This is a genomic window from Arthrobacter sp. MYb224, assembly GCF_002975455.1.
GTDB lineage: Bacteria > Actinomycetota > Actinomycetes > Actinomycetales > Micrococcaceae > Glutamicibacter.
In genome coordinates, this window is sequence record NZ_PCPU01000003.1 from 501,102 (window position 1) to 525,265 (window position 24,164).

A 24,164-nucleotide genomic window follows, 5' to 3' on the forward strand; every position below is an offset into this window, starting at 1 on the left:
ATATTCTAATCGGTTGAATCCTACCCTGTCGCCTGCCGGATACTGAGGCCAGCTCCGCTCCTGCAGCAATGCAAGTAAGCGACCCCGAGCTGCCGACCCGTAGCTGAAAGGCCACGATGTTCCCGAGGGTTGGGCTCGGCGAACGTCGCAAGATATTCAGGGCCTCAATGCTTCGAACCACAGTTCGACAGCTAATCGGAGAATATCATCGAGTGCCGAAGCGGAACCCGCGACCAGTACCTTCTCCCGGGGTTCTCAAATAACTAGTCCCAAGTATCTGCTCCAACTGGCAGAGCCCGCCGGCTCCTCAGCGCGGAGGAACGGGCGGACCCCGAGCAATGGTTATGCTGCCCTAGACCTGCTCTAGGCGTTTGCGCTTTCGATAGGCCATCACCTGTCCAATGACTACCACCAGCAACGCAGTGATGAACATGGCCGAACCGATGACGTTGGCTTGAGCCGGAATGCCACGTGTCGCCGCAACATAGATGAACTTCGGGAAGGTCTGGAAGGTTCCGGAGTTGAAGTTCGTGATGATGAAATCGTCAAAACTCATCGCGAAGGACAGCAACGCTGCGGCAACGATGCCGGGCACCAACAGCGGGAAGGTGACCTTCAGGAAGGCTGCCCGCGGGGTGGAGTACAGGTCGGCTGCTGCTTCTTCCAGGCGCGGATCCAGCGAAGAGACTCGAGCCCGAACTGTCACGATGACGAAGGACATGCAGAACACCGAATGCGCGATCACAATCGTGGTGTACCCCAATTCCCATCCGAGGTTCAGGAACTGGGCCAGGAGCGAAGCACCGAGAACAACCTCTGGAGTTGCCAGGGGAAGGATGATCAGCACGTCGGTCAGCTTGCGGAAGCGGAACTTGTAGCGGACCAGGCCGATAGCAATACAGGTACCCAGCGCGGTGGACACGATCGTGGCAACCACGCCGACCTGCAAGGAATTGACCAAGGATTCGCAAACAGCCGGCGCACCGCAGGGGTTCTGCCAGTTGTCCAAGGTAAAGCCGCGCCATTCAAGGTTTGTACGTCCTGCATCGTTGAATGAGAAGACGAAGATATACGCGATCGGTACCAGCAGGTAGATGAAAGCCAGTCCAGCAATGGCGGGAATGATCCAGCGCCCTATTTTTTGTTTCATCATGGTCTCCTACATCAATTCCTTGGTTCCGAATCGTCGGATATAGATCGTGACCAGTACCAAGATCGAGAGCATCAACACGAAGCTCAGCGCCGCGGCTCCCGGGTAGTCGATGACCTTGAAGAATCGTGAATCGATGACTTGTCCGATCATCGTGGTGTTGCGGTTGTTGCCCAGCAGCGCAGCGTTCACGTAGTCGCCGGCCGCCGGGATGAAGGTCAAGAGCGTGCCGGCAAAAACACCTGGCGCAGACAACGGCAGCGTCACCCTAAAGAACGAGGTCATTGGCCCGGCATACAGATCTCCGGAGGCCTCTAGCAGTCTCGTATCTAAACGGCCAAGGTTCGCATAGATGGGAAGCACCATGAACGGCAGGAAGTTATAGGTCAAACCGGCCACCACAGCAAATGGGGTGGCGGTCAGGTGCCCATCCGCGGGCAGGATCGCAAGGAATTTCATCGTTTGCGCCACGAATCCTTCATCAGCCAGGATTTGCTTCCACGCCTGGGTGCGCAGAATGAAGCTGGAGAAAAAAGGTGCGATCAGCAGGACCAGCAAGATTCCTTGAAGCAGCCCATGCTGGCGCAAGCGCACGGCGACGAGGTACGCCATCGGATAGCCGATCAGCAGTGCCAGCACCGTAGCGATGAGCGCAAAACCGAAGGAGCGCAATAAGTCGGGCCAGTACGATCCGAGCACCGTCGCATAATTGCGGAATTCAAGTGCCGGGACGAATTCACCGATGCTGGCCCCTTCTGGTCTCGCGTACAGCGACATCGAAAGCAACACCATGACCGGAACTGCGAAGAACAACAAAAGCAGCAGCAGGCCGGGCACCACCAGATATACACCGGTTCGCCCCTTGCGTCGTTCGGCCTTGATCTCGTCGCGGCTGCGCAGATCCGCAATCTTTCCTTTCTTGGTCATCACCGTATTGCTCATGTCTTATCAACTCCGGCATCGACAAGTTCATCGCCGGCTAGTCCGAAGGAGTGTGCGCTATCCCAGCTGAGATATACGGTCTCCCCCACTTCGGCCGATTGTTGTCCACGGTTTTGCGCAAAAGTTCCGATTCGGCCAATGCCAGCGACTTCGATCAGGTATTCGGTTGTGGTTCCGGTGAACGAAACATCGATAACCTCACCGCTGAGCTCGTTGTACCCCGTCGCCTCGGCGGGCGCTTCACGGTTCAAGTGCAGCTTCTCCGGGCGCACTCCAACAACGATCTCGCCTTCGTGTTGCACTGCCCGGTCCACGGCGACGACTATTTTGTGCCCGGAGGCCGCAACTTCCAGCAGTCCGTCGCGTTCCCCGGTAACCGTTCCGCGCATGAGGTTTGATTTACCCAGGAAGTTTGCCACAAAGGCTGTTTTAGGAAGTTCGTATAGGTCGCGCGGCGCGCCCATCTGTTCGATTCGGCCCTCGTTCATCACCGCGACGACATCCGCCATGGTCATGGCTTCTTCCTGGTCGTGCGTCACATGGATGAAGGTCAGGCCGACTTCGGTTTGAATGGATTTCAGTTCCATCTGCATCTGCCGGCGCAGCTTCATATCGAGGGCGCCGAGCGGCTCGTCAAGCAATAACACCTGGGGTCGGTTCACCAGTGCCCGCGCCAGGGCGACGCGCTGTTGCTGTCCGCCAGAGAGCTGTTCGGGGCGGCGGTTTGCCAGGTGCGCCAATTCCACCATTTCGAGCCCGGCCCTGGCCTTTTCCATGGCCTGTTTATCTTTTTTGCGTTTTAGCCCGAAAGCCACGTTTTCCAGCACCGTCATGTGCGGGAAGAGCGCATAGGACTGGAAGACCGTGTTGACTTCGCGTTGATGACTTGGCAGCGCGGTAACGTCCTTGCCGCCAATAGAAATTTGGCCTTCGCTTGGCGCTTCCAATCCGGCGATCATGCGCAAAGTGGTTGATTTGCCGCAGCCCGAAGGCCCGAGCAGAGCGAAAAATGTCCCGGAGGGAACCATGAGGTCCAGGTCTTTGACCGCAATAAATTCCGCGAAGCGTTTGGTGACGCCTTTAAGATTCAGGTCCGCGCCGTCGCTGCGCGGCAGTTCCACCTGCTTGATCGATGGCTCTGCGGTGTTGGTATTCATCACGTTCTATACCCCAATTACTTCTTGGAACTGGTTTTGGAAGTCGTTTTCTTCTTCGACCGACAGTTCTCGTTCCGTGCTTGCTTTGTTCAGGAATTCTTCGGTTGGGAATATCAGCGGATCGTTGACCAGATCCGGGTCGATTTTTTCCATTTCTTCCTGTGCCCCAACCACCGGGCACAGATAGTTGACGTAGGCTGCGACCTCTGCCGCGACATCTGGCTGGTAGTAGAAGTCCATCAGCTTTTCGGCATTTTTCTTATGCGTCGCTCCGATGGGAACCATGAAATTATCTGACCAGATCAATCCACCGCGCTCGGGCATGATGAACTCCCACTTGTTGCCCTCTTCATAGTTCAGCTGCGTGATATCGCCGGAATAAGCGATCCCGGCCAATGCATCGCCTGAGATGAGGTCCTGCTTATAGGAGTTGCCTTTAACTTGGCGGATCTGTCCGTTTTGGATGTTCTTCTCCACAATTTCGATCGCGCCGGAAAATTCGTCTTGACCCCATTGGCCCGTGATATCGATACCTTGGTCAAGGAGCAGAATCGGGATGGTATCGCGCATCTCGTCGAGTAGCGTCACCCGCCCCTTGAGCTCAGGAGCCCAGAGGTCTTCCACGTTGCGTAGCCCCTTAGGGAACGCTTCCTTGTTCCATACCAGACCGGTGTAACCGGACTGCCAGGTCAGTGACTTGGTGCGTCCAGGGTCGAACCGGACATCGTTCAGGCTGGGAAGCAAATTCTTCAGGTTCGGAATATTTGCATGCTCAAGCTCCTGTACGTATCCCAGCCGAATCACGCGTTCGGTCATCCAGTCGGTGAGAACCATCAGGTCTTGGCCGATATCTTGTCCGGATGCCAGCTGCGACTGCACCTTTCCGTAGTAGGAATCATTGGAGTCGATGTCTTCTACGTACCGCACCTCCAAACCACTGGATTTCTTGAACTGTTCCAACGTTGGATAGTGCTTGGCCTTGTCGTCATAGTCCAAGTACAGGGTCCAGTTTGCCCATCGCACGAGTTCTTCGGTATCCGAAATATCTATTCCCGGGGTTAGTGCTTGCGCCGGACCGCTGCTGGCCCCTTTGGTTCCGCAGGCGCCGAGCAGTCCAGCGAGCGCAAGGCCTGCCGCCCCGGCAAGCACTCCGCGTCGGCTCGCTTGTGCCTGCCCGATGGCTTGGGAAAGTCGGCCTCGTTGTTCGTTAATGGCTCGTTGGCGTGACATATTTTTATCCCTAGGCTCCAATCGCGCTTTGGAATTCACTGCCGAGGGTGTTTTCCTCCTCAGCACTCAACGAACGAAAGACGTGTGCGTGGCTCAGGTCTTCGTCTGTCGGGAAGATCAGCGGGTTGTCCACCAAACTAGGATCGATCTTTTCCATTTCTTCCTTGGCGCCGACAACCGGGCAAATGAAGTTCACATAGGCTGCAACTTCCGCGGCAACCTTCGGGTCATAGTAGAAGTTCATGAGCTCTTCGGCATTGCTCTTTCGCGGTGAAGCGATGGGAACCATCAAGTTATCGCTCCACAGGGCTCCGCCAGCCTCCGGGATGATGAATTCCCATTGGTCATCGTTTTCGAAGTTCATCTGCACTATGTCCCCGGACCAGACAACGCCTGCCACCGCGTCGCCGGAGATGAAGTCCTCCTTGTAGGAGTTGCCCTTAACCTGTCGAATCTGGCCGTTGCCGATGTTTTTGCGCAGGTCATCTAGTGCCGCACCGAATTCCGCTTCGCCCCACGAACCGGTGATGTCGACGCCGTTTTCCAACATCAGCAGGCCCATGGTGTCGCGCATTTCATCGAGCACCGTGATGCGACCTTTGAGCGCAGGATCCCAAAGATCCGAGACGTTCTTCAGCCCCTTCGGGAACTTCTTCTTGTTCCAAGCGATTCCGGCGTAGCCGGTCTGCCAGGTCAGCGAATTCTTTCGCCCTGGGTCGAAGTCGACATTTTGGAGGTTCGGAAGCAAATTGGCCATATTTGGGATGTTCGCGTGATCCAGCTCTTGGGTGTATCCCTGGCGGATGATGCGTCCAGCCATCCAGTCGGTGAGCGTAATCAGGTCCTGTCCAATGTCCTGACCGGCATTGAGCTGGCCTTGCACCTTCCCGTAATAGGTGTCGTTGCCGTCGATGTCCTCGACATAATTGACGCTGATTCCGGTCTGCTTCGTGAACTGGTCAAGGGTGGGGTAGGTCTTCTCCTTGTCGTCATAATCCAGATACAAGGTCCAGTTGGCCCAATTGACCGTGGGGTCGGTTTCCGAAATGTCTTTGACGGCGGCCGCTGGCCCGTTGGAGCCACCGCCGGATCCGCCGGTGCCGCAGGCTGCCAGCAAACCGGTTAGCCCCAAGGCGCCGGCTGCCCCCAGCACGCCGCGTCGAGACATCGATCGCTGGCTCATCGCTTGCACGAGAGCTCGGATCTTTGGATCTTCAGGAAGTTGTCCTCGCGAGTGAGACATGGATCTGTCCTAACTTGAATTGTCCAAATTATCGGGTGACTGTGACGTGCCACACAACATATCAATGACGTTCATAATGTCAGTTCCTTGCTGGCGAAACAAGGGGTGGACGCAAGAATCCTTGTTAATTTCGTGTTTCCAATGCTGGAAACAAACAAAATTTCCCCCTTTCGCAACTGGATCAGTAGCTGTAGGGTCGGTGCTATACCCAAACGCTTGATGCTTTTGGGTGGCGAATACGCATCGAAAGACCTGGGAGGTCGATACCGAATGACCATGCCACCGAATGGCCACGCGACGGCGATAATCGATGAGATTTCCAAGGAAATCATCGAACAGCTGCAAGAAGACGGTCGCCGATCCTACGCGGCGATAGGCAAGGCCGTGGGCCTGAGCGAAGCAGCAGTCCGTCAACGCGTGCAGAAATTGGTGGACAGTCGAGCCATGCAAATTGTGGCGGTAACCAACCCATTGGAGCTGGGTTTCACCCGGCAAGCAATGATCGGAATTACCGCTTCAAGCGACATCAACGGGACCGCGGACCGCATCGCAGCAGTTCAAGAAGTGGACTACTGCGTGGTGACCGCAGGAAGCGCCGACATCCTGGCCGAAGTCATTTGTTCCAGCGATGAAGACCTCCTCCGCGTCATCAGCAAGATCCGCGGCACCGAAGGCGTCGTCAGCACGAATACGTACACGTACCTTTCTTTGAAAAAACAGGAATACAACTGGGGAACACGATGAGTACAACTCCACGCGGTACCGATCGCCAGCAGGCAGCTCGCGATCATCTTTGGATGCATATGGCCCGCCACTCAGGCCTTCACAACGGTGGCAATGTGCCAATTATTTCCCGCGGCGACGGGCATAAGATCTATGACGATCAGGGCAAGGAGTATATTGACGGGCTCTCGGGACTGTTCGTGGTCAACGCCGGACACGGGCGCGCCGAGCTTGCGCAAGCGGCCGCCAAACAGGCCGAAAAGTTGGCGTTTATGCCGCTTTGGTCCTACGCGCACGAACCGGCAATCGACCTGGCCGAGCGGCTAGCGCATTATGCACCGGGAGATCTGAACAGGGTCTTCTTCACCACCGGTGGCGGTGAAGCGGTGGAGTCGGCTTTCAAGCTTGCCAAGCAACATTTCAAGATGAAGGGTCTGCCGGGAAAAACCAAGGTCATTTCGCGGGCCTTGGCCTACCACGGCACACCGCAAGGTGCATTGGCGATTACTTCCTTGCCGGATATGAAGACACCCTTCGAACCGCTGGTTCCGGGAACCTTCAGGGTTCCGAATACCAACTTCTACCGAGCACCCGAAATGTTTGCCGACAATGAAAAGGACTTCGGGCTGTGGGCGGCGGAAAGAATCCGCGAGGCTATCGAGTTCGAGGGCCCCGACACCGTCGCGGCGGTTTTCCTGGAACCGGTCCAGAACTCCGGCGGTTGCTTCCCACCGCCTCCGGGGTACTTCGATCGCGTACGCGAAATCTGCGATGAGCACGATGTGCTACTCGTTTCAGACGAAACCATCTGCGCATTCGGCCGCATCGGCTCGATTTTCGCTTGCAATGACTTCGGCTACGTTCCGGACATCATCACCTCGGCGAAGGCGCTCACCAGCGGTTACGCACCCCTGGGCGTCATGGTGGTTTCGGACAAGCTCTTCGAGCCATTCACCAAGGGCGACACCACGTTCTATCACGGTTATACCTTTGGCGGTCACCCGGTGGCGGCAGCCGTTGCTATGGCAAACCTCGACATTTTCGAGCGCGAGGGACTCAACGACAATGTCAAGAACAATGCCGAGAACTTCAAGTCGACGCTGGACAAACTCAAGGACCTGGATATCGTCGGTGACGTTCGCGGTGCCGGGTACTTCTACGGGATCGAACTGGTCAAGGACAAGAGCACCAAGGAGACCTTCAACGATGAGGAATCCGAACGGCTGCTCCGCCAGTATCTCTCCCCTGCGTTGTGGGAGGCCGGGCTGTACTGCCGCGCCGATGACCGAGGAGACCCAGTCATCCAGCTTGCGCCCCCGCTAACCATCGCGCAACCGGAATTCGATGAAATTGAATCGATCTTGCGTGCGGTACTTTCTGAGGCCTCCAACAAGATCTAGTCGACCCCAGGACAATAGGCTCCAAACTGGATATAGCGATCGGTTCCGTCAAGGAGCCGGTCGCTACATTCATCTGGAAGTCAGCTCTATCGGTGCGCCGCCGCTCGTGCCGCAGCCAACCGATTGAGCGCCAGTGCGCCGACTAGCAGTCCGAAGTCGCGCAAGACAACGTCAAAGTACCCGGGCAGGATCAGCAGGTTCACGATGATTCCCAGCAGCCAGAGGCTCACCACGAGAGAACCCAGTTTTGGCCGCAGAGCCACCAAGATGCCGGCGGCAATTTCCACGATACCGACGGCGTACATGAATTGTTGGGCCGACACCGGAATGATGTCGGTGGCCAATGGTGCGAGGTAAACCGTCCAGTCGGTGAGCAAGTTGAAGAACTTGTCCAAGCCGAACAAGATCGGGGCCACCGTAAAGATTGTGCGCAGCAGCACGAACGCCTGATGCTCCAGTGCGCGCGAGCGGACTTCCGCTGCGCTCATAGCCGTCGAAGCCATGTCCACCCCTCCTTTCTAAAATCAGATAATCTTATTTTAGAACCCCGTACTCTCTAAGTCAACAAAAACCAATTTTAGATTTACACTTAACTTATGCAGTTCTTTCCCCGCAAACGTTCGGTCCAGGCGGTCTCCGCATTAGCCGACCCGCTCCGCGCGAGAATCTACGAATTCCTCTCCCGCTCCGCGGAGCCGGCCAGCCGCGATGCGGTGGCGCAAGCGCTGGAACTACCGCGAAATACGGTGTCATTTCAGCTTGAACGGCTGGTCAAGGAGGGCCTGCTGAGCTATGAGTTTCGCAAGCTGCGCGAAAACACCGGCCCCGGCTCGGGACGTCCCGCAAAACTGTATTCACCCGTTGCACGGGAGATCGAGGCGAGCGTCCCGCACCGCGAATACACGCTGGCCGCTCAAATTATGGCTAAAGCCATCGAACGGGCGACACTGGAACAACGGCCGGTCAATGAATTGCTCGCCGAAGTCTCGCGCGAAACCGGACGGGGTATCGCGGCCTCCAAAGACTCCCTGCAACAGACCCTGGCCAATGGCGGCTATCTGCCACAGACGGATACCGCAGGCTCGATTCACCTCACCGATTGTCCCTTCCACCAGCTTTCGGCACAGCACCGGGACACCGTATGCCTGATGAACCGCGAGCTCTTAGCGGCGCTCCTCGAATCCGGCGATGCCCCTTATCGTGCCTGTCCGGTCACACCAGAAACCGGGCATTGCTGTGTACGTTTGGACCCGCTGACCTAGCGAGAGGCAATGCTAGGGCTAGGTCTTGCAGCATTTTCGCTTCATGCTCCGTGGTGCTCGCCGGCCAGCAGCCATCGGTGCTGTTCGACTTCTTCATCGAGTGGCGGTTCCTCTTCTGCACGCCAAGGCACGCCCCCTTTCTTGTCTGCTAGTTCAGGGTTAGGCTTGGGCCAACCAAAGGACAGGCGCAGATGCCACCAGGGCAAAACGCGCCTGGAGTGCAAAGGATCTGCCATGTGCCCGAATCCGGAACCATCAAGCGCAAGCATCGACGCGGCCCAAGCCCGAGAAGTTGCCGAGACATCTCGCGAGCAAGGCTGGGAACGACCTAGTTTCGCCAAGGGCCTCTATATGGGTGAGGTTGATTTCTCGCTGATCACCCCGATGCCAGTTCCGGACCCGAAGGCCGCGGCGCGCGGAGAAAAATTCCTTGCCGAGCTGAAAACCGTGCTGGATGGCTTCAACGTTTCCGGTATTGAAGAAGACGCACGCGTACCGGATGAATACATAGCCGCGCTACGGGATGTGGGCGCGTTCGGCATGAAAATCCCTGAGGAATACGGCGGGATGGAACTGAGCTTGCTGGATTATGGGCGCGCCTTGATGCGCGTCGGTTCGGTGTCCCCCGCACTCGGCGCGCTGCTTTCGGCGCACCAATCCATCGGCGTCCCAGAGCCCGTGAAGCGCTTCGGCACGGATGCCCAGAAACGCGAATACCTGCCACGCTGCGCGGCAGGGGAAATCAGCGCCTTTCTCCTGACCGAGAACGATGTCGGCTCCGATCCGGCGCGCTTGGGCACCCACGCGACGTTGAGCGAGGACGGTACGCATTATCTTCTGGAAGGTTCGAAGCTCTGGACCACCAATGGCGTAGTGGCAGACCTGCTGGTGGTGATGGCAGCGGTGAAGCCCCACGAAGCCTGCGGAACCGAGCCGGCAGGACGAGGCGGGATCACCGCGTTTGTCCTCGAGGCGAACTCTGCGGGCATCACGGTGGAAAACCGCAACGCATTTATGGGGCTACGCGGGATTGAAAACGGTGTCACCCGTTTCTCCGCCGTCAAGGTACCGGTGGAGAATCGGCTGAGCAAAGAGGGCTCGGGGCTGAGAATCGCGTTGAGCACCTTGAACACCGGACGGTTGTCAATTCCCGCGATGTGCGCGGGCGCCGGGAAATGGGCAACAAAAATTGCTCGCGAATGGTCCGCAGCCAGGGTGCAATGGGGCCACCCCGTGGGCAAGCACCAGGCGGTGGTCGCCAAGCTCTCCTATATGGCGGCAAGCACCTACGCGCTGGAGGCGGTCTTTGAACTGAGCGCGAGCCTCGCCGATGCGGGAATGAAAGATGTCCGCATCGAAGCGGCGCTCGCCAAGCTCTACAGTTCCGAAGCCGCCTGCAAGATCGCCGATGAGCTCATTCAGATCCGCGGGGGGCGTGGCTTCGAAACCGCCGCTTCCCAGGCCGCCCGGGGCGAACGGGCGGTCCCGGCCGAGCAGCTGCTGCGCGACCTGCGCATCAACCGCATCTTCGAGGGCTCCACCGAAATCATGCACCTGTTGATCGCCCGCGAGGCGGTTGACGCTCACCTCCAAGCCGCCGGGGCATTGGCGCAGAGCGATGCCACGCTGGAGGAAAAGGCCCGAGCCGCCATGGAGGCCTCCGGCTTCTATGCCCGCTGGCTGCCAAAGCTGATGGTCGGAGCCGGTACCGTGCCGGGGTCCTTTTCGGACCGGGGGCCGCTGGCCAAGCACTTGCGGTATATCGAACGCAGTTCACGCCGCCTGGCACGCCAGACCTTTGCCGGAATGGCGAGGTGGCAGTCCGGCATGGAGAAACAGCAGGTATTCCTGGGACGCATCGTGGACATCGGCGCCGAGCTGTTCGCCATGTCCGCAACGATCACCAAGACCTTGTCGCTCCACGATTCGGGCGCCGCCCAAAGATTCTCTGCCGAAACCCTGGCCCAGGCATTTTGCGAACAGGCGACCAAACGCTGCGAAGAGCACTTCAGCCACCTGTGGAGCAATACCACGCACCGTGACGAACAGGTTGCCGCCAAGCTATTGGATGGTGACTTCCAATGGCTCGAAGAGGGCGTGCGTGACGTCTCGGAAGGCACCGGCCCGTGGATCGCCGAATGGTCCGCGGAACCTCGCGAGGATGTCCGCAGACCCTACGGCGCCGCCGCGCGGCGCCCCAGCGCGGACTAGCTGCGGGAGAACTCCGAAGCGCGTCGCACCTGGTCCTCGCTGAGCCGAATTCCGGTGTACTTCTCAAATTGCGCCGCCGCCTGCAAGGCGATGACCTCGGCACCGGTAATGACCTGTTTCCCCAGCTGTTCTGCGGCGCGGATCAACGGTGTCTGCGCTGGAAAAGCTACCACGTCGAAGACGGTTTCTGCGGCCGCTAGCTGGGGTAATTCGAAGGCCAACTCCTGCTGGTGTGGCCCGTCCATGCCCAGCGGGGTCACATTCACCAAAATATCGTGCCCTGGTTCGGGGTCGCCAACCTGATGGCGGTAGCCATACTTCGTGGCCAGTTCCTTTCCACTAGCTGCGTTGCGGGCCAGCACCGTCAAGTTTTCGAATCCCGCGTCGCGGAATGCTGCGATGACCGCCTTCGCCATGCCTCCGGATCCCCGGACCAGCACCGAGGCGTTCGGGTTTAGCCCGTGGTGGGTTATCAACTTCGCTATGGCTTCGTAGTCGGTATTCGACGCGCGAAGCACACCCTGGTCATTGACGATGGTGTTCACCGATTCTATGGACGCTGCCGAGGGCTCGATGACGTCCACGAGCTCCATCACATCTTCTTTAAACGGCATTGAGACGGCACAACCGCGGATGCCCAAGGCCCGAACCCCGGCGATGGCACCGTCCAGATCCTGGGTAGCAAACGCCTTGTAGATGAAGTTCAGCCCGAGTTCCTCGTAGAGGTAGTTGTGGAATCTCGTGCCGAGATTCGAGGGACGCTCCGAGAGCGAAATGCACAGGGTCATATCTTTGTTCAGTATGGGCATGGGTGCTCCGTTTCTCCGCTGGCCTCGTGGTGGGTGCAACTGCCGGATCCAGTTATCCGTGCATTCGATACCAAAGCAACGCTACCTGCAAGCTGGCTCGGGATTCTGCAGAATCCAGCGATACCCCAAGCTTCTCTTCGAGCTTCGCCAATCGGGCATACAGGGTTGGCCGCGAGAGATAGCCCTGTTTGGCCAACGCGCTTTTGTTGCCAGCATGCTCCAGATATAGCTGAAGCAGCTCCAGGCCGGATTCATCTGGCGGGTTCAGCAGCCCGGATAGTTCGGTCAGCGCGAAGCTGCGCATGCGCGCATCCTGGCCCATGGCCGAGAGCACCCCGCGCAAGCGCAGGTCCGCGAAGCGGTAGTAGGGCCGGGCTCGGGTCGGGAGGTTGGGAACGATCTCCGCGACGAGGGCCGCCTCTTCCAACCGGCGAGCGCTCGCGCTGATGCTCGTTTCTTCGGCCGCCACCCCGACGGCGACCTGGGCGGAGAGCATCTCGGTCAGCTGTCGGGTGAACCGCTGCAGCGAGTTTTCCACCAGCTGCTTCGCCGCGACGGGGAGAATGACCCCGAGGTATCCGGAGCGCAGCGATCCGGCGAGCACTCCCAGACGCATATTCTCGGCCACCTGGTCTACGACTTCCAGCACTTCTCGTTCGCGGAGCTGGATGTCCGTGGGGCTGTGAGCCTCCCCCACGGCCAGCGAGACCACCAGCGGGACATAGTGCGCTCCAGCATCCAGGCCAAGAGACTCGGCGCGTACGGCCACTTCCTTGTCGGTGTAGGAGTGGTGCTGCTGCAGCTCGTGCAGCATCGAGGTGCGGGCCTGGTAGAGAAGTTCGCGCTGGTCGCGGCCGGCTAATCGGGCGATGGTCAAGGTTTGGCCCGCCCGCTCCAAGACCAGGGCGGCGTTGTGCTCGTCCTCGAGCTCGGCCGGAACCACCAGCCTGCCCCATCGGCTGCGGACCGCGCCGACCGGGGTTTGCAGCCAGCTTTCGGCGCCGTGGCCACGCCCGGTCTGTTCGGCGTATCCGACGAATTTCGAGCGGTTGATCCAGTGTTCCAGCACCGATTCGGCCCCGTATCCGGCACCGGCGTGGGCGAGCACATGGTGGCGGACATCTTCCAAGACCACCGGAGCCTGCAAAAGCTCCGCCGTGCGCTCAACGATGCGCTGTTCATCGGCTTCATGCAGCGAAAGCTCGGTATAGATCTCGTGGACGTTTCGGGAAAATTGCACCGCGGCCAGCTGTTCCGCCACGAGACGCTCGTGGATGACCTCGGTAATCTCCACGAAACGCACTTTCTTGCGCAACCGGATCACCGGCAGCGCCAGGGCATTCACCGCTTCGGCCAGGCGTGCGCCGATGCCGGCATCCGCGCCGCCGGGATCCTCCAGCAGTTCCACCACCACCCCGGCCGCTCCGGAATCCTCCAGCTTGGTCATGAACGCACGCAGCCGCTGCACGCTGGGCTCCACATTCCGCAAGGTGGTGAGCACGACTTCGCGGCCGAAGAGCAGATCGACGTTCTCTGCCGACTCGGTGACATGCACCCAGCGCAGGCGCACATCGAGGTTCTTCTCCCCCGAAAGGACCAGCGGTTCGGCGTTCTGCACGACCTTCAGCGCCAGCACGTCGGCCATGGTCAGGGAACCAGTTGTTTCAGCACTCATCCGTCAACCTTTACAAAGCGTAAGACCTTCCGCCTAAATCATGACACATCGCTTGTGTTACTTGTCATATTGGTGGCGCAAGATGGAATCAGATAACCACGAACGCACTTGAAGGGACTTTCTCATGACGACTACGATGACCGAAACTCTGCAGCACTGGGTCAATAACGCACCGTTCTCCGGCGAAGGCGACACCCGCACCGGCAAGGTCTACAACCCTGCCACCGGCGAGATTGCCCGCGAAGTCGCCTTGGCGTCCAAGAACACCACCGAAGCCGCCATCGCCGCAGCCCACACAGCATTCCCCAAGTGGCGCGATACTTCGCTGGCCCGCCGCACCGCGATCATGTTCAACTTCCGCCAGCTGCTCGCCGAGCGCAAGGGCGAGCTGGCAGCCATCATCACCGCGGAGCACGGCAAGGTGCTCGATGACGCACTGGGTGAAGTGGCCCGCGGCATGGAAGTTGTCGAGCTGTGCTGCAACGCCCCCTACCTGCTCAAGGGCGAATACTCGGAGAACGCCTCCACCGGTGTGGACGTGCAGTCCCAGCGCCAGCCGGTCGGGGTTTCCGCCATCATCTCCCCCTTCAACTTCCCGGCCATGGTGCCGCTGTGGTTCTTCCCGGTCGCCATCGCCTCGGGCAACGCGGTAGTGCTCAAGCCTTCGGAGAAGGATCCCTCCGCGGCCCAGTGGATGGCCGAGCTGTTCGCCGAGGCGGGCCTGCCAGAGGGCGTGCTCAATGTGGTGCACGGTGACAAGGAGTCCGTAGACACGCTGCTGAACGATCCGCGCATCGCTTCGGTGTCCTTCGTCGGCTCCACCCCCATTGCCCAGTACGTCTACTCCACCGGCACCGCCAACGGCAAGCGTGTCCAGGCCTTCGGCGGCGCCAAGAACCACATGCTCGTGCTGCCCGACGCCGATCTGGACCTGGCCGCGGACATGGCCATCAACGCCGGCTTCGGCGCGGCCGGCGAGCGCTGCATGGCGATCAGCGTGGTGGTGGCGTTGGAGAACATCGCCGACGAGCTGGTCGCCAAGATCGCCGAGCGCGCCAAGAACCTGCGCGTGGGCGACGGCACCCGCGGCTGCGATATGGGCCCGCTGATCACCGGCGAGCACCGTGACAAGGTCGCCGGCTACATCGAGGCGGGCATCGAGTCCGGCGCCTCGCTGGTGGTCGACGGCCGCACCGGGGCGCTGGACGCGGACGGCAACGGCTTCTTCCTGCACCCCACCTTGTTCGACAACGTCGGCACCGACATGTCCATCTACACCGATGAGATCTTCGGCCCGGTGCTCTCGGTGGTCCGCGTGGATACGTTCAACGAGGGCATCGAGCTGATCAACGCCTCGAAGTACGGCAACGGCACCGCGATCTTCACCAACGACGGCGGCGCCGCGCGCCGCTTCGAAAACGAAATCCAGGTCGGCATGGTGGGCGTGAACGTGCCCATCCCGGTCCCGGTGGGCTACCACTCCTTCGGCGGCTGGAAGGCCTCGCTGTTCGGCGACCAGCATGCCTACGGCCCGGAGGGATTCAAGTTCTTCACCCGCAACAAGGTGATCACCAAGCGCTGGCTGGACCCGAGCCACGGCGGAATCAACCTCGGCTTCCCGCAGAACGACTAATTTTCCCCGCGTGCCCACGTGGTTTGAGTAGAAGGATCTAGATTCATGACCGAACAGCTCACCGCCGACATCTCGGCGGAAGAGATCGAAGCAGGCAAGCGCGCCTACCAGCTGGACCGCGACCACGTCTTCCATTCGTGGCAGGCGCAGGGACCGTTCAACCCGATGACCATTCTGAAGACGCAGGACTCCTACGTCTGGGATGGCGAAGGCCGGAAGCTGATCGACATTTCCAGCCAGCTGGTCAACACGAATATCGGCCATCAGCACCCCAAGGTGATCGCGGCCATCCAGGAGCAGGCCGCGAAGATCGCGACCATCGCCCCGCAGCATGTCAACGATGCGCGTTCCGAGGCGGCCCGGCTCATCGCCGAACGCACCCCGGGAGACCTGAATCGGATCTTCTTCACCAACGGCGGGGCCGACGCGGTGGAGCATGCCATCCGCATGGCTCGGCTGCACACCGGAAAGCACAAGGTGCTCTCCGCCTACCGTTCCTACCACGGCGGCACGCAGCTGGCGATCAATGCGACCGGCGACCCGCGGCGCTTCGCCTCGGACCATGCCACCGACGGGGTAGTGCATTTCTTCCCCGCCTACCCCTACCGGTCCTACTTCGGCTCAACCAGCGAAGCGGAGGAAACCGAGCGGGCGCTGAAGCACCTGGAAGACACCATCGTCCTGGAGGGCGCCTCGACCATCGGCGCGTTGATCCTCGAATCCATTCCGGGCACCGCCGGCATCTATATGCCGCCGGCCGGCTACCTGGCCGGGGTGCGCGAGCTGACCCGCAAGTACGGGATCGTGTACATCGCCGACGAGGTGATGGCGGGATTCGGGCGCAGCGGCCAGTGGTTCTCGGTCAACCACTGGGGCGTCACCCCGGATCTGCTGACCTTCGCCAAGGGGGTGAACTCGGGCTACGTGCCGCTGGGCGGCGTGGCGATCAACGACGAGATCTTCGAGACCTTCCGCGAACGCCCCTACCCTGGCGGCTTGACCTACTCGGGCCACCCGCTGGCCTGCGCGGCGGCGGTCGCTACCATCCACGCGATGGAGGACGAGTCCATGGTGGCCAATGCCAAGCGCCTGGGCGATGAGATCATCGGCCCGCGGCTGGCGCAGTTCGCCGCGCAGCACCCCTCGGTGGGCGAGGTCCGCGGAGCCGGGGTGTTCTGGGCCATCGAGTTGGTCAAGAACCGTGAAACCCGCGAGCCGCTGGCGGCCTACGGCGGCTCCTCCCCCGAGATGAACGAGGTGGTGGCCGCGGCCAAGGCTGCCGGGCTGCTGCCCTTCGCCAACTTCAACCGGCTGCATGTGGTTCCGGCGCTGAACATCCCGGACGATGTCCTGGTCGAAGCCCTGGACCGGCTGGAGCAGGCGCTGGTTGTCGCCGACAAGTTCGTGACCGGCTAGCCATGAGTTGTATCGGGCCCGGCGGGAGTGCATTATGCGCTCCCGCCGGGCCTTTTTAACACCCCCACCCCCTCTCGAGCCAAGGACGTCCCAGTGATCCCCGGAGAAGCCAACCAGTCCAGCAAGCAGCTATTAGACGCGCATCCACAGGCCTCGATACGTCCGGAAGACTGCCAACGGGCAAGCATCGACCGCTCGGGATATCTCCCGGAATCCTTCGCGGACGGCGTGGTTTTTGCCCGGAGCACCGCGGACGTGGTGCTGGCCATGGAGCTGGCCAGCAAGTTCGGGGTGAAGATTGTGCCGCGTGGCGCCGGAACCGGTTTGGCGGCCGGCGCAACGGCCCGGCGCGGCGAAGTGGTCCTGGACGTCTCGAAAATGGATCGGATCATCTCCATCGATCCCGTCGAGCAGATCGCGGTGGTTCAGCCCGGCGTCATCAATGCGGCGGTTAATGCCGCCGCCGGTGAGCTCGGCCTGTTCTACGCCCCGGATCCGGCAAGCACCGCCATCTGCTCCATCGGTGGAAATATTGCCACCAACGCCGGGGGCATGTGGTGCGCCAAGTACGGGGTGACCCGCGAATCGGTTTTGGCCCTGACCGTGGTGCTCCCCGATGGGCAGCTGCTGCGCACCGGGCGCCGCACCATCAAGGGCGTGGCCGGCTACGACATGAATGCCCTCTTCATCGGCTCCGAGGGAACCTTGGGCATTGTGGTGGAAGCCGTGCTGCGCCTGCGCCCCAAGCCGATTCGCACCGCGACCGCCGCCGCCTATTTCCCCGATGAGTCCCGCGCCGCGCAGGCCGCGGCGGCGATTATTTCCGCTCGGCTGCAGCCTTCGGTTTTGGAACTCATGGATGGGCCCAGCCTCTGGGCCATCGATGGCGCCCTGGGCACCGGGCACCGGGAGCTAGGTGGCGCCCTGCTCCTGGCGCAAACCGACGGGTTCGGCGCCGAACTGGAAATGCAGGCACTGGTGGAGGCCATTACGCCGCTGGCCTCGCGCATCGACCGCGCCGAGGATGAAGCGCAGGCGGCTCAGCTGATGGAAGCACGGCGCCAGGCGATCCCCAGCATGGAGCAGCTAGGCACGGTATCGATCTGCGACATCGGGGTGCCACGCAGCAAACTCGCCGAGGCGCTGGCCGGCCTGGCCGAAATCGGCGAGCATCGCGGCGTGCGCATCTTCACCATCGCCCACGCCGCAGACGGCAATCTGCACCCGGTCATCGTGGTGGATCCGGGGCAGTCCATCACCTCAGGGGCGCCCAAGGCGGCACTGGCCGACATGTTCCATCTGGCCCAACGCTTGGGCGGCACGCTGACCGGCGAGCACGGCATCGGCCTGCTCAAGCAGGATTGGCTCGAGGAAGAAATCGGGTCGCGTTCGCTGCGGCTGCAGCATTCCATCAGGCAGGTATTTGATCCGCAGGGAATCCTCAACCCCGGCAAGGGGATCTAGGCGCGTGCTGCCCGGCGCCCACAAGGGACCGGCCCCACTCATTGGACGATCTACTGGTGTTTAATACCTCTGGTCAGCTAGCGTATCTTTGGCTAGGATCGGACCATGGAGATGCTGGGATACGAACCGATAGATTTTCTGCGGCCACTGGTTTATTTTGGTGTCGCGGTGACTTTGGTGCTGATCTGCTTCCCCACGCTCATCCACGGGCTGATCCGCCGCGGCGACTTCCAGCGGAAGCCCGACGGGCTGCAAACCTATGCCTTGAAGTCTTCGATACGCACCGAACTGATCGTTGCCGGTGCCTCCGGCTTGCTTGCCATCGTGTGCACGATCGTCGCCGCCAGCGGCTATTTCACCGCCATGAAGCACCTCGAGGCGAACATTGCGCTGAAGTACGAGCCGACAAGCCTGGATCTGGGCTATTGGAATGGTTCCTGGGCTACCACCAGCTTGGTGCTGCCCGACGGCACGTCGTTCAGCGACGTCGTCGTCGAGGTTCGTGAGGCCGGGGAACCATTTATCGAGGAGATTTGGTACCACGAGCGCAAACAAGGTAACCAGTAGTCTCTTTCAAGCTAATGTATATGCAATACTGATCCCCGGATCTAATTTGCGCACCGCGCGCGACGTCAAGGCGCAAAGGGGAATGAACACGATGATGGGTATGAATGGTGCACCGGCGGGTGATCCGTTCCAGCCTCACCTCGAGTGGGGCCTGAAGGCTTCCTTTGTGGGCTATATTTCTTCGCTTCCCGACGGCCGTATCGAAGCGTCCAACGGGGTGTGGCAGGTTGGCAATAACCTCGCGTTCCCGGTCGCCGTGGACGCCGAATCCCCCGAAGGCGAGCTGCGCTTCAACGGCCGTGTCTCCTTCGTGGGCCATGGCGGAATGATGAAGCTGGACCTCATCGAACCGCGCATCGAAGAACACGATGATTTGGTCTTGCTCAGCGTCGCCAACGAAAACGGCGAGCGCCTGCCCATCGCCGAGCTGGTCGAAACCGCGGTGTCCAATGCCTTCGGTCTGGTCAAAACCCGCTTCGCGGCATCACTGACGGAACAGGGTTCGGCCCTGTTCAACGGCCAGTACAAGTACGGCCAAGACATGGAGCCGGTTGAGGTCGTCTTGCGCGGCTAGCGGGCAGGCGCCACTTGCTTCAAAGGGTCCGCAGCTCCTTGCCGGAGTTGCGGACCCTTTGCGCTTTTTTATCAGCCCTTGATCAGCTGCGGCTGAGCCAGTGCCTTGAGCCCATCCAGCCCGAATTCCAAACCATAGCCGGACTGCTTGGCCCCGCCGAACGGAATGCGCGGATCGATAGTGCCGTGCGAATTGATCCAGACCGTGCCGGCCTGGATCCGTGCCGCCACGGCAAGAGCCTGCTCGCGATCCGAGCCCCAGACCGAAGCGCCCAGTCCGGTCTCCAACGAGTTAGCGTGGGTTATGGCTTCTTCCACGTTCTTAACCTTGACAATCGGCAAGGCCGGACCGAACTGCTCCTCGGTGACCAGAGGATTTTGCGGATCGATATCTGCCACCAGGGTGGTTGGGTAGAAGTATCCGGCAGCTTCGCTGTCCGGGTCGGCCCCCAGCAGCACCGTCGCACCGGAGTCCACCGCACTCTGGACCAAGTCGGCGACGATCTTATATTGGGCCTTATTCTGCAGCGGGCCGAGGACGTTGTTCTCATCAAGGCCCACGCCCATTGGCATCTTGGCGGCCACCTCGGTCAAGGCCTGGCAGACCTGCGCGTAGATGGATTCCGGGACGTACAGGCGCTTCAAGGCGGCACAGGTTTGGCCGGTGTTGATGAATGCGCCCCAGAACAGATCCTCGGCGAAGGCCTTCGGATCGGCGTCCTCCATGACGATTCCCGCATCGTTTCCACCCAGCTCGAGGGTCAGCCGCTTGACGGTGTCGGCCGAAGAGCGAATGATCGCCTTTCCTGTCGGGGTGGACCCGGTGAACATGATCTTATTGATCTCTGGGTGGGCGGAGAGCTTCTCTCCTACTTCACGGCCACCGGCCACTACATGCAGCACATCCGCTGGCAAGACCTCGTTGAGGACATGCCCCAAGGCCAGCACCGACAACGGGGTGTATTCGCTTGGCTTCATGACCACGGTGTTGCCCATGCGCAGCGAAGGCGCCAGCTGCCAGATGGAGATCATCATCGGCCAGTTCCACGGTCCAATGGCGCCGACCACGCCTAGGGCACGGTAGTGTTTGGCGGCGTAGGTTTCCCCGTCGTCCACCACGACCTCCGGCTCCACCTCATAGGCGGTGGCGGCGCGCAGCCAAGCCGCGCATCCTCCAATTTCGAAGCGAGCGTTGGGACCGTTTAGCGGTTTGCCCTGTTCCCGGGAAAGCAGCTCGGCCAAGGCCTCGGCGTTGGCTTCGATGCGATCCGCGGCCAGGTTCAGCAGACGATTGCGCTCTTCGTGGCCGAGTGCATCCCATGCAGGCTGCGCAGTTCGGGCGGCGCTCACCGCGGCGTCCAAATCTGCCACGCTGCTTTGGGCTACCCGGCCGACGAGCTCTCCGGTGGCCGGGTCAAAGATTTCGGTGCCGCCGGAAGCCGGCTGAATAGCGGACAGCAGTTCCTGTGCGTTGGAGTATGACATTGAGATCTCCCTTGGTTAGTTCAGAGTTGTTTCATGGATTTTAGATTGAGCAGACTTATTCCGGATCTTTCGCACCCACCAAGAAAGCAGGAAGCCGAGGATACCGGGCACAATGACTATTGCTTGCAAGATATAGGGCAACGCCCCTGGTTCCTCCAAGCCGATCAGAACATCGAAGTTGATGACGATCTGGACAAAGACAAAGCTCAGCGCCAGCCCGGCAGCAATTGGGGCGATAACACGGGTGAGCAGCGAATCTGCCGTACGGTTCCGGGCGAAGTATCCGCACACCGCGAATGAAGTCAGCGCCATCAGCAGCACCAGCCCGAAGGCGGCGGAGTTTGTCATCCAAGTGAACATGGTGAAGACGATAAATATCGGGTCCTTGCCGGCGGAGACCACCGCAAATACCACGATCACCAGCAAGGCAAGCAATGACTGGGCCTGGGAACCGGCAACCGGCGCGTGGGTTCGGCGTGAGGTCTTCGCGAGGAACTTCGGCAAGGCGCCACCGCGGCCCATGGAGTAGAAGTAGCGTGCCACCACGTTGTGGAAGGCAAGCAGCGCGGCGAACAGGCTGGTGATGAACAGCAGGTTAGCGATGTCAACGAACCAGCCCGGCGCATGGGCACCGAGGAATACGAAGATCAGATCGGGTCCGAATTCTGCCGAGGCCGCGGCGACATTTCCCTGCCCCTCGCCCACGGCAACGGCCCACGCGGAGAAGGCATAGAATACTGCGATGATCGTGACGGCAATCAGCGTGGCACTGCGGGCCGTGCGCTTTGGATCCTTGACCTCTTCGTTGTAGATAGTTCCAGACTCGAACCCCATGAATGCCGCGATGCTGAACGCCATGACCGCGCCCATGCCCGGCGCCATCGCGTCGCCGACGTTGAATGCAGCGCTGAATTCTGGTGCTTCCGGAGCGACCGCGAAGGTCATCGCGTCATAAACAATGACCACGAGGAATTCCAGCGCGACGACGAATCCAAGAATTTTGACGGAAAAATCGACCCGGTTCATCCCCAGCGCACCGACCAGAATCCAAGCGACTAGCGCCATAACCCACCAAGGGATGGTGGAGCCTAAGAGGCCGGAAGCGAAGGAAGCCGCCGCGAACCCGAAGAGCCCATAGATGCCGATCTGCATGAGGTTGTAGCTGACAACCGCGACCATAGCCGCGCCGACGCCGGCGGCTTGGCCCAGGCCTCCGGCGATATACGCGTAGAAGGCGCCCGCGTTAGGTATATGCTGGCTCATCGCGGTGTAGCCGATGCTGAAGATCAGCAGGATAATTCCCAGAATGACAAATGACAGCGGCACCGAATCCATGCCGGTCACCGCATAGTTTGTCGTTACGCCGCCGGCGACAACCGTCAGCGGTGCGCTGGCCGCGATAATCATGACTACCAGTGCTGGCACCGATAAGGTGCGTTGTTCGAGTCCCATTGGTTTCCCCACTCAATCTATCGATGTCTCAAGGATCCATGGCGGGGTTCACATTCACGTTGCCGTTGCGTGCAGGGCTCTTGCCCATGCGCGCATACGATGGCTCAGGCCAACGCCTTGAGCCTGAATTTACCGGGAGTCAGCCCGTATTCGCGGGCGAAGGCTCTGGTGAATCCGGGTGCATCGACGATGCCTACGCGCGTGCCGACGCTCTGGACCGACACCTGTGCCAGCAATGGGTCGCTCAAAAGCTCGGCAGCGTATTTCATCCGATAATGCCGGATGAGGGCGGCAACGCTGCGTGGCTCCTCCGCGAAGAGAGCATGCAGGGTTCGCACCGAGATGAAGTGGGCTTCTGCAATATAAGCGGGCGTTAGCTCCGGAGCGTCCAGGCGCTGCTCTATGAATTCGATAATGCGTTCGCGCTGGGCAATCCGTGGGTCCACCGCATGGGCATTGGATAGCACACCGCCCAGCGAGGTCGCCAGCAGATCCACGGTATTGCGGGCAAGCCCCGCGCCACCATATCGATCCCACTGTGCCAGGTTTTCGCCCAAATGCCGCAACAGCGGCGTAACAGTTCCGGTGAGCGGATGCCCGGCTTCCATTCGAGTAGCGGTGATTTCGCCGACCTGGTGGCGCGAGAGCCGAAACTGATGATGCGGAATGAGCACCACCATCAGTGAGGCCGCCTGGTCAAAGCTCAGCGTGTAGGGCCGCTGAGTATCGTAGATTGCCAAGTCTCCGGGGGCTAAAACGGTTTCGCGTCCATCTTGAATCAACAGGCCGTGCCCGGCGAGCTGATAAGAGACTTTGTAGAATTCCCCGTCTCCGGTGGAGGTCAGGTCCTCGGTACGCAAGACGGTGTGCGCCTTGGAATTCACTCGCATCAGTCCGATGTTGCCGAGCATATTGACCCCGAGGCTGGCCGAGAAGTGACCGGCGGTTACCTGCTCGCTGCGTAATTGCACGAAGGCATCAGAGATCAGCCTGGACCATGCGCTGAACGAGTCAACATGTTGAATCTGATACATCGAGACCTCTCTGGAACGCACCCCTGTTGTGTCGGGCATCACGTTTGAGGGTACGGCAGTTCTACTCCAAAGTCACCTTTATTCTTCAGGCGGAGAATAAAGAATATTTATCGCGGCAGGGCCACGAGCGCACGCAGCTGGTATTCGAGCTGCTCAACCAGCGATTGAGCGGTATTCGTCCGGGCGTCGAGCACGCTCGCACCCTGCGCACCAAGCATGAAGTTGAGCAGCGAGTCACGTGCCACCATCGCACCCGGGTGCCCATCACCCAAGATATCGACCAGCCAGCCGTCCAGCATGGTGCGCCAGCGATCCATCGCCACCGCATTCACCTCAGCCAAATCCGGCTCGCCGAGTGCCAGATGCCAGAAATGCACGGCAACACGCCCCTCGTCCCGACGCTCCTCATCCAAGGGGAGCACCTCGAGCGCAAAGGCGCGAATCGCGTCTACGCCCTTGAGCGTCGCGGTCTTTTCGGCAATGCGTCGGCTGGTTGAGTCGGCAACGTAATTGAATGTCGCAACCAGAATCGCATCGCGGTTCGGAAAATAGGTTTTCAATCCACCGTTGGCATAGCCAGCCGCGGCGGACAGGTCGCGCAGGTTCAGCTTGTCGAAGCCTTGCCTGGCAATAAAGCGCCAGGTGACTTCGACAATCTCGCGGCGCCGCTGGTTGTGGTCAACAATTCTTGGCATGCACCCAGCCTAGCTAAGACAAGTTTTCTTCGGCGCGCTATTG

The 24,164-nt window shown here is 60.2% G+C and carries 21 protein-coding genes; 9 read left to right on the top strand and 12 right to left on the bottom strand.

Going from position 1 to position 24,164, the window contains the following annotated elements; all coding sequences use genetic code 11:
• Positions 1-352: 352 nt before the first annotated feature.
• The 5 genes from CQ017_RS08365 to CQ017_RS08385 are packed head-to-tail and all read right to left on the bottom strand — an operon-like array spanning position 353 to position 5,722.
• Positions 353-1,150, bottom strand: coding sequence for an ABC transporter permease (locus CQ017_RS08365; RefSeq protein ID WP_105553366.1), 798 nt, complete (start codon positions 1,148-1,150; stop codon positions 353-355).
• A gap of 9 nt (positions 1,151-1,159) precedes the next feature.
• The gene (locus CQ017_RS08370; RefSeq protein ID WP_105553300.1) at positions 1,160-2,092 is read right to left on the bottom strand and encodes an ABC transporter permease; all 933 of its coding nucleotides are present in this window, start codon (positions 2,090-2,092) and stop codon (positions 1,160-1,162) included.
• Positions 2,089-3,249: an ABC transporter ATP-binding protein gene (locus CQ017_RS08375; protein ID WP_105553301.1), complete on the bottom strand. Its 1,161-nt coding sequence runs from the start codon at positions 3,247-3,249 to the stop codon at positions 2,089-2,091. The genes CQ017_RS08370 and CQ017_RS08375 overlap by 4 nt, the downstream gene beginning before the upstream one ends.
• Positions 3,250-3,255: 6 nt before the next feature.
• Complete coding sequence (locus CQ017_RS08380) at positions 3,256-4,479, bottom strand: PotD/PotF family extracellular solute-binding protein (RefSeq protein ID WP_105553302.1); 1,224 nt, start codon at positions 4,477-4,479, stop codon at positions 3,256-3,258.
• 10 nt (positions 4,480-4,489) lie between these two features.
• Positions 4,490-5,722: a PotD/PotF family extracellular solute-binding protein gene (locus CQ017_RS08385; RefSeq protein ID WP_105553303.1), complete on the bottom strand. Its 1,233-nt coding sequence runs from the start codon at positions 5,720-5,722 to the stop codon at positions 4,490-4,492.
• Between the two features lie 270 nt (positions 5,723-5,992).
• Between CQ017_RS08385 and CQ017_RS08390 the strand changes: the two genes are divergently transcribed.
• Together CQ017_RS08390 and CQ017_RS08395 are read left to right on the top strand one after the other, a co-directional pair.
• On the top strand, positions 5,993-6,466 hold the full coding sequence (locus CQ017_RS08390) for an Lrp/AsnC family transcriptional regulator (RefSeq protein WP_105553304.1): 474 nt from the start codon (positions 5,993-5,995) through the stop codon (positions 6,464-6,466).
• On the top strand, positions 6,463-7,845 hold the full coding sequence (locus tag CQ017_RS08395) for an aspartate aminotransferase family protein (RefSeq protein WP_105553305.1): 1,383 nt from the start codon (positions 6,463-6,465) through the stop codon (positions 7,843-7,845). The genes CQ017_RS08390 and CQ017_RS08395 overlap by 4 nt, the downstream gene beginning before the upstream one ends.
• 86 nt (positions 7,846-7,931) lie before the next feature.
• Here CQ017_RS08395 and CQ017_RS08400 read toward each other — a convergent pair whose 3' ends face one another.
• Positions 7,932-8,348, bottom strand: a complete 417-nt coding sequence (locus CQ017_RS08400; RefSeq protein WP_105553306.1) for a hypothetical protein — start codon at positions 8,346-8,348, stop codon at positions 7,932-7,934.
• 93 nt (positions 8,349-8,441) lie between these two features.
• Here CQ017_RS08400 and CQ017_RS08405 point away from each other — a divergent pair, with 93 nt between their 5' ends.
• Positions 8,442-9,107, top strand: coding sequence for a metalloregulator ArsR/SmtB family transcription factor (locus CQ017_RS08405; protein ID WP_105553307.1), 666 nt, complete (start codon positions 8,442-8,444; stop codon positions 9,105-9,107).
• 234 nt (positions 9,108-9,341) lie between these two features.
• The gene (locus CQ017_RS08410; protein ID WP_105553308.1) at positions 9,342-11,318 is read left to right on the top strand and encodes an acyl-CoA dehydrogenase family protein; all 1,977 of its coding nucleotides are present in this window, start codon (positions 9,342-9,344) and stop codon (positions 11,316-11,318) included.
• On the opposite strand, the gene CQ017_RS08415 is transcribed toward CQ017_RS08410, so the two are convergent.
• A complete protein-coding gene (locus tag CQ017_RS08415) occupies positions 11,315-12,127 on the bottom strand; it encodes a shikimate 5-dehydrogenase (protein WP_105553309.1) in 813 nt (270 codons plus the stop codon). The two genes, CQ017_RS08410 and CQ017_RS08415, sit on opposite strands and share 4 nt — an antisense overlap.
• A gap of 52 nt (positions 12,128-12,179) precedes the next feature.
• Positions 12,180-13,802, bottom strand: a complete 1,623-nt coding sequence (locus CQ017_RS08420; protein WP_105553310.1) for a PucR family transcriptional regulator — start codon at positions 13,800-13,802, stop codon at positions 12,180-12,182.
• Positions 13,803-13,926: 124 nt separating this feature from the next.
• On the opposite strand from CQ017_RS08420, the gene CQ017_RS08425 reads away from it, so the two are divergent.
• The 5 genes from CQ017_RS08425 (at position 13,927) to CQ017_RS08445 (ending at position 19,456) form a co-directional block, all read left to right on the top strand.
• Positions 13,927-15,435 (top strand): CoA-acylating methylmalonate-semialdehyde dehydrogenase, encoded by a 1,509-nt coding sequence (locus CQ017_RS08425; protein ID WP_105553311.1) that lies wholly within the window; start codon positions 13,927-13,929, stop codon positions 15,433-15,435.
• Between the two features lie 45 nt (positions 15,436-15,480).
• The gene (locus tag CQ017_RS08430) at positions 15,481-16,851 is read left to right on the top strand and encodes an aspartate aminotransferase family protein (RefSeq protein WP_105553312.1); all 1,371 of its coding nucleotides are present in this window, start codon (positions 15,481-15,483) and stop codon (positions 16,849-16,851) included.
• Between the two features lie 93 nt (positions 16,852-16,944).
• Positions 16,945-18,315: an FAD-binding oxidoreductase gene (locus CQ017_RS08435; RefSeq protein WP_258133547.1), complete on the top strand. Its 1,371-nt coding sequence runs from the start codon at positions 16,945-16,947 to the stop codon at positions 18,313-18,315.
• 105 nt (positions 18,316-18,420) lie between these two features.
• Positions 18,421-18,882: a hypothetical protein gene (locus tag CQ017_RS18075; protein ID WP_181148205.1), complete on the top strand. Its 462-nt coding sequence runs from the start codon at positions 18,421-18,423 to the stop codon at positions 18,880-18,882.
• A gap of 100 nt (positions 18,883-18,982) precedes the next feature.
• The gene (locus CQ017_RS08445; RefSeq protein ID WP_181150516.1) at positions 18,983-19,456 is read left to right on the top strand and encodes an HtaA domain-containing protein; all 474 of its coding nucleotides are present in this window, start codon (positions 18,983-18,985) and stop codon (positions 19,454-19,456) included.
• A 71-nt stretch (positions 19,457-19,527) separates the two neighbouring features.
• Here CQ017_RS08445 and CQ017_RS08450 read toward each other — a convergent pair whose 3' ends face one another.
• From CQ017_RS08450 to CQ017_RS08465, 4 genes are all read right to left on the bottom strand, one after another.
• A complete protein-coding gene (locus CQ017_RS08450; RefSeq protein WP_105553315.1) occupies positions 19,528-20,940 on the bottom strand; it encodes an aldehyde dehydrogenase family protein in 1,413 nt (470 codons plus the stop codon).
• A gap of 15 nt (positions 20,941-20,955) precedes the next feature.
• The gene (locus CQ017_RS08455; protein ID WP_105553316.1) at positions 20,956-22,392 is read right to left on the bottom strand and encodes an APC family permease; all 1,437 of its coding nucleotides are present in this window, start codon (positions 22,390-22,392) and stop codon (positions 20,956-20,958) included.
• 104 nt (positions 22,393-22,496) lie between these two features.
• Positions 22,497-23,426: a helix-turn-helix domain-containing protein gene (locus CQ017_RS08460; protein ID WP_181150517.1), complete on the bottom strand. Its 930-nt coding sequence runs from the start codon at positions 23,424-23,426 to the stop codon at positions 22,497-22,499.
• 107 nt (positions 23,427-23,533) lie between these two features.
• Positions 23,534-24,121 carry a TetR/AcrR family transcriptional regulator gene (locus tag CQ017_RS08465; RefSeq protein ID WP_105553318.1) on the bottom strand — a complete coding sequence of 196 codons (588 nt, stop codon included), beginning with the start codon at positions 24,119-24,121 and terminating at the stop codon, positions 23,534-23,536.
• Positions 24,122-24,164 lie beyond the last annotated feature (43 nt).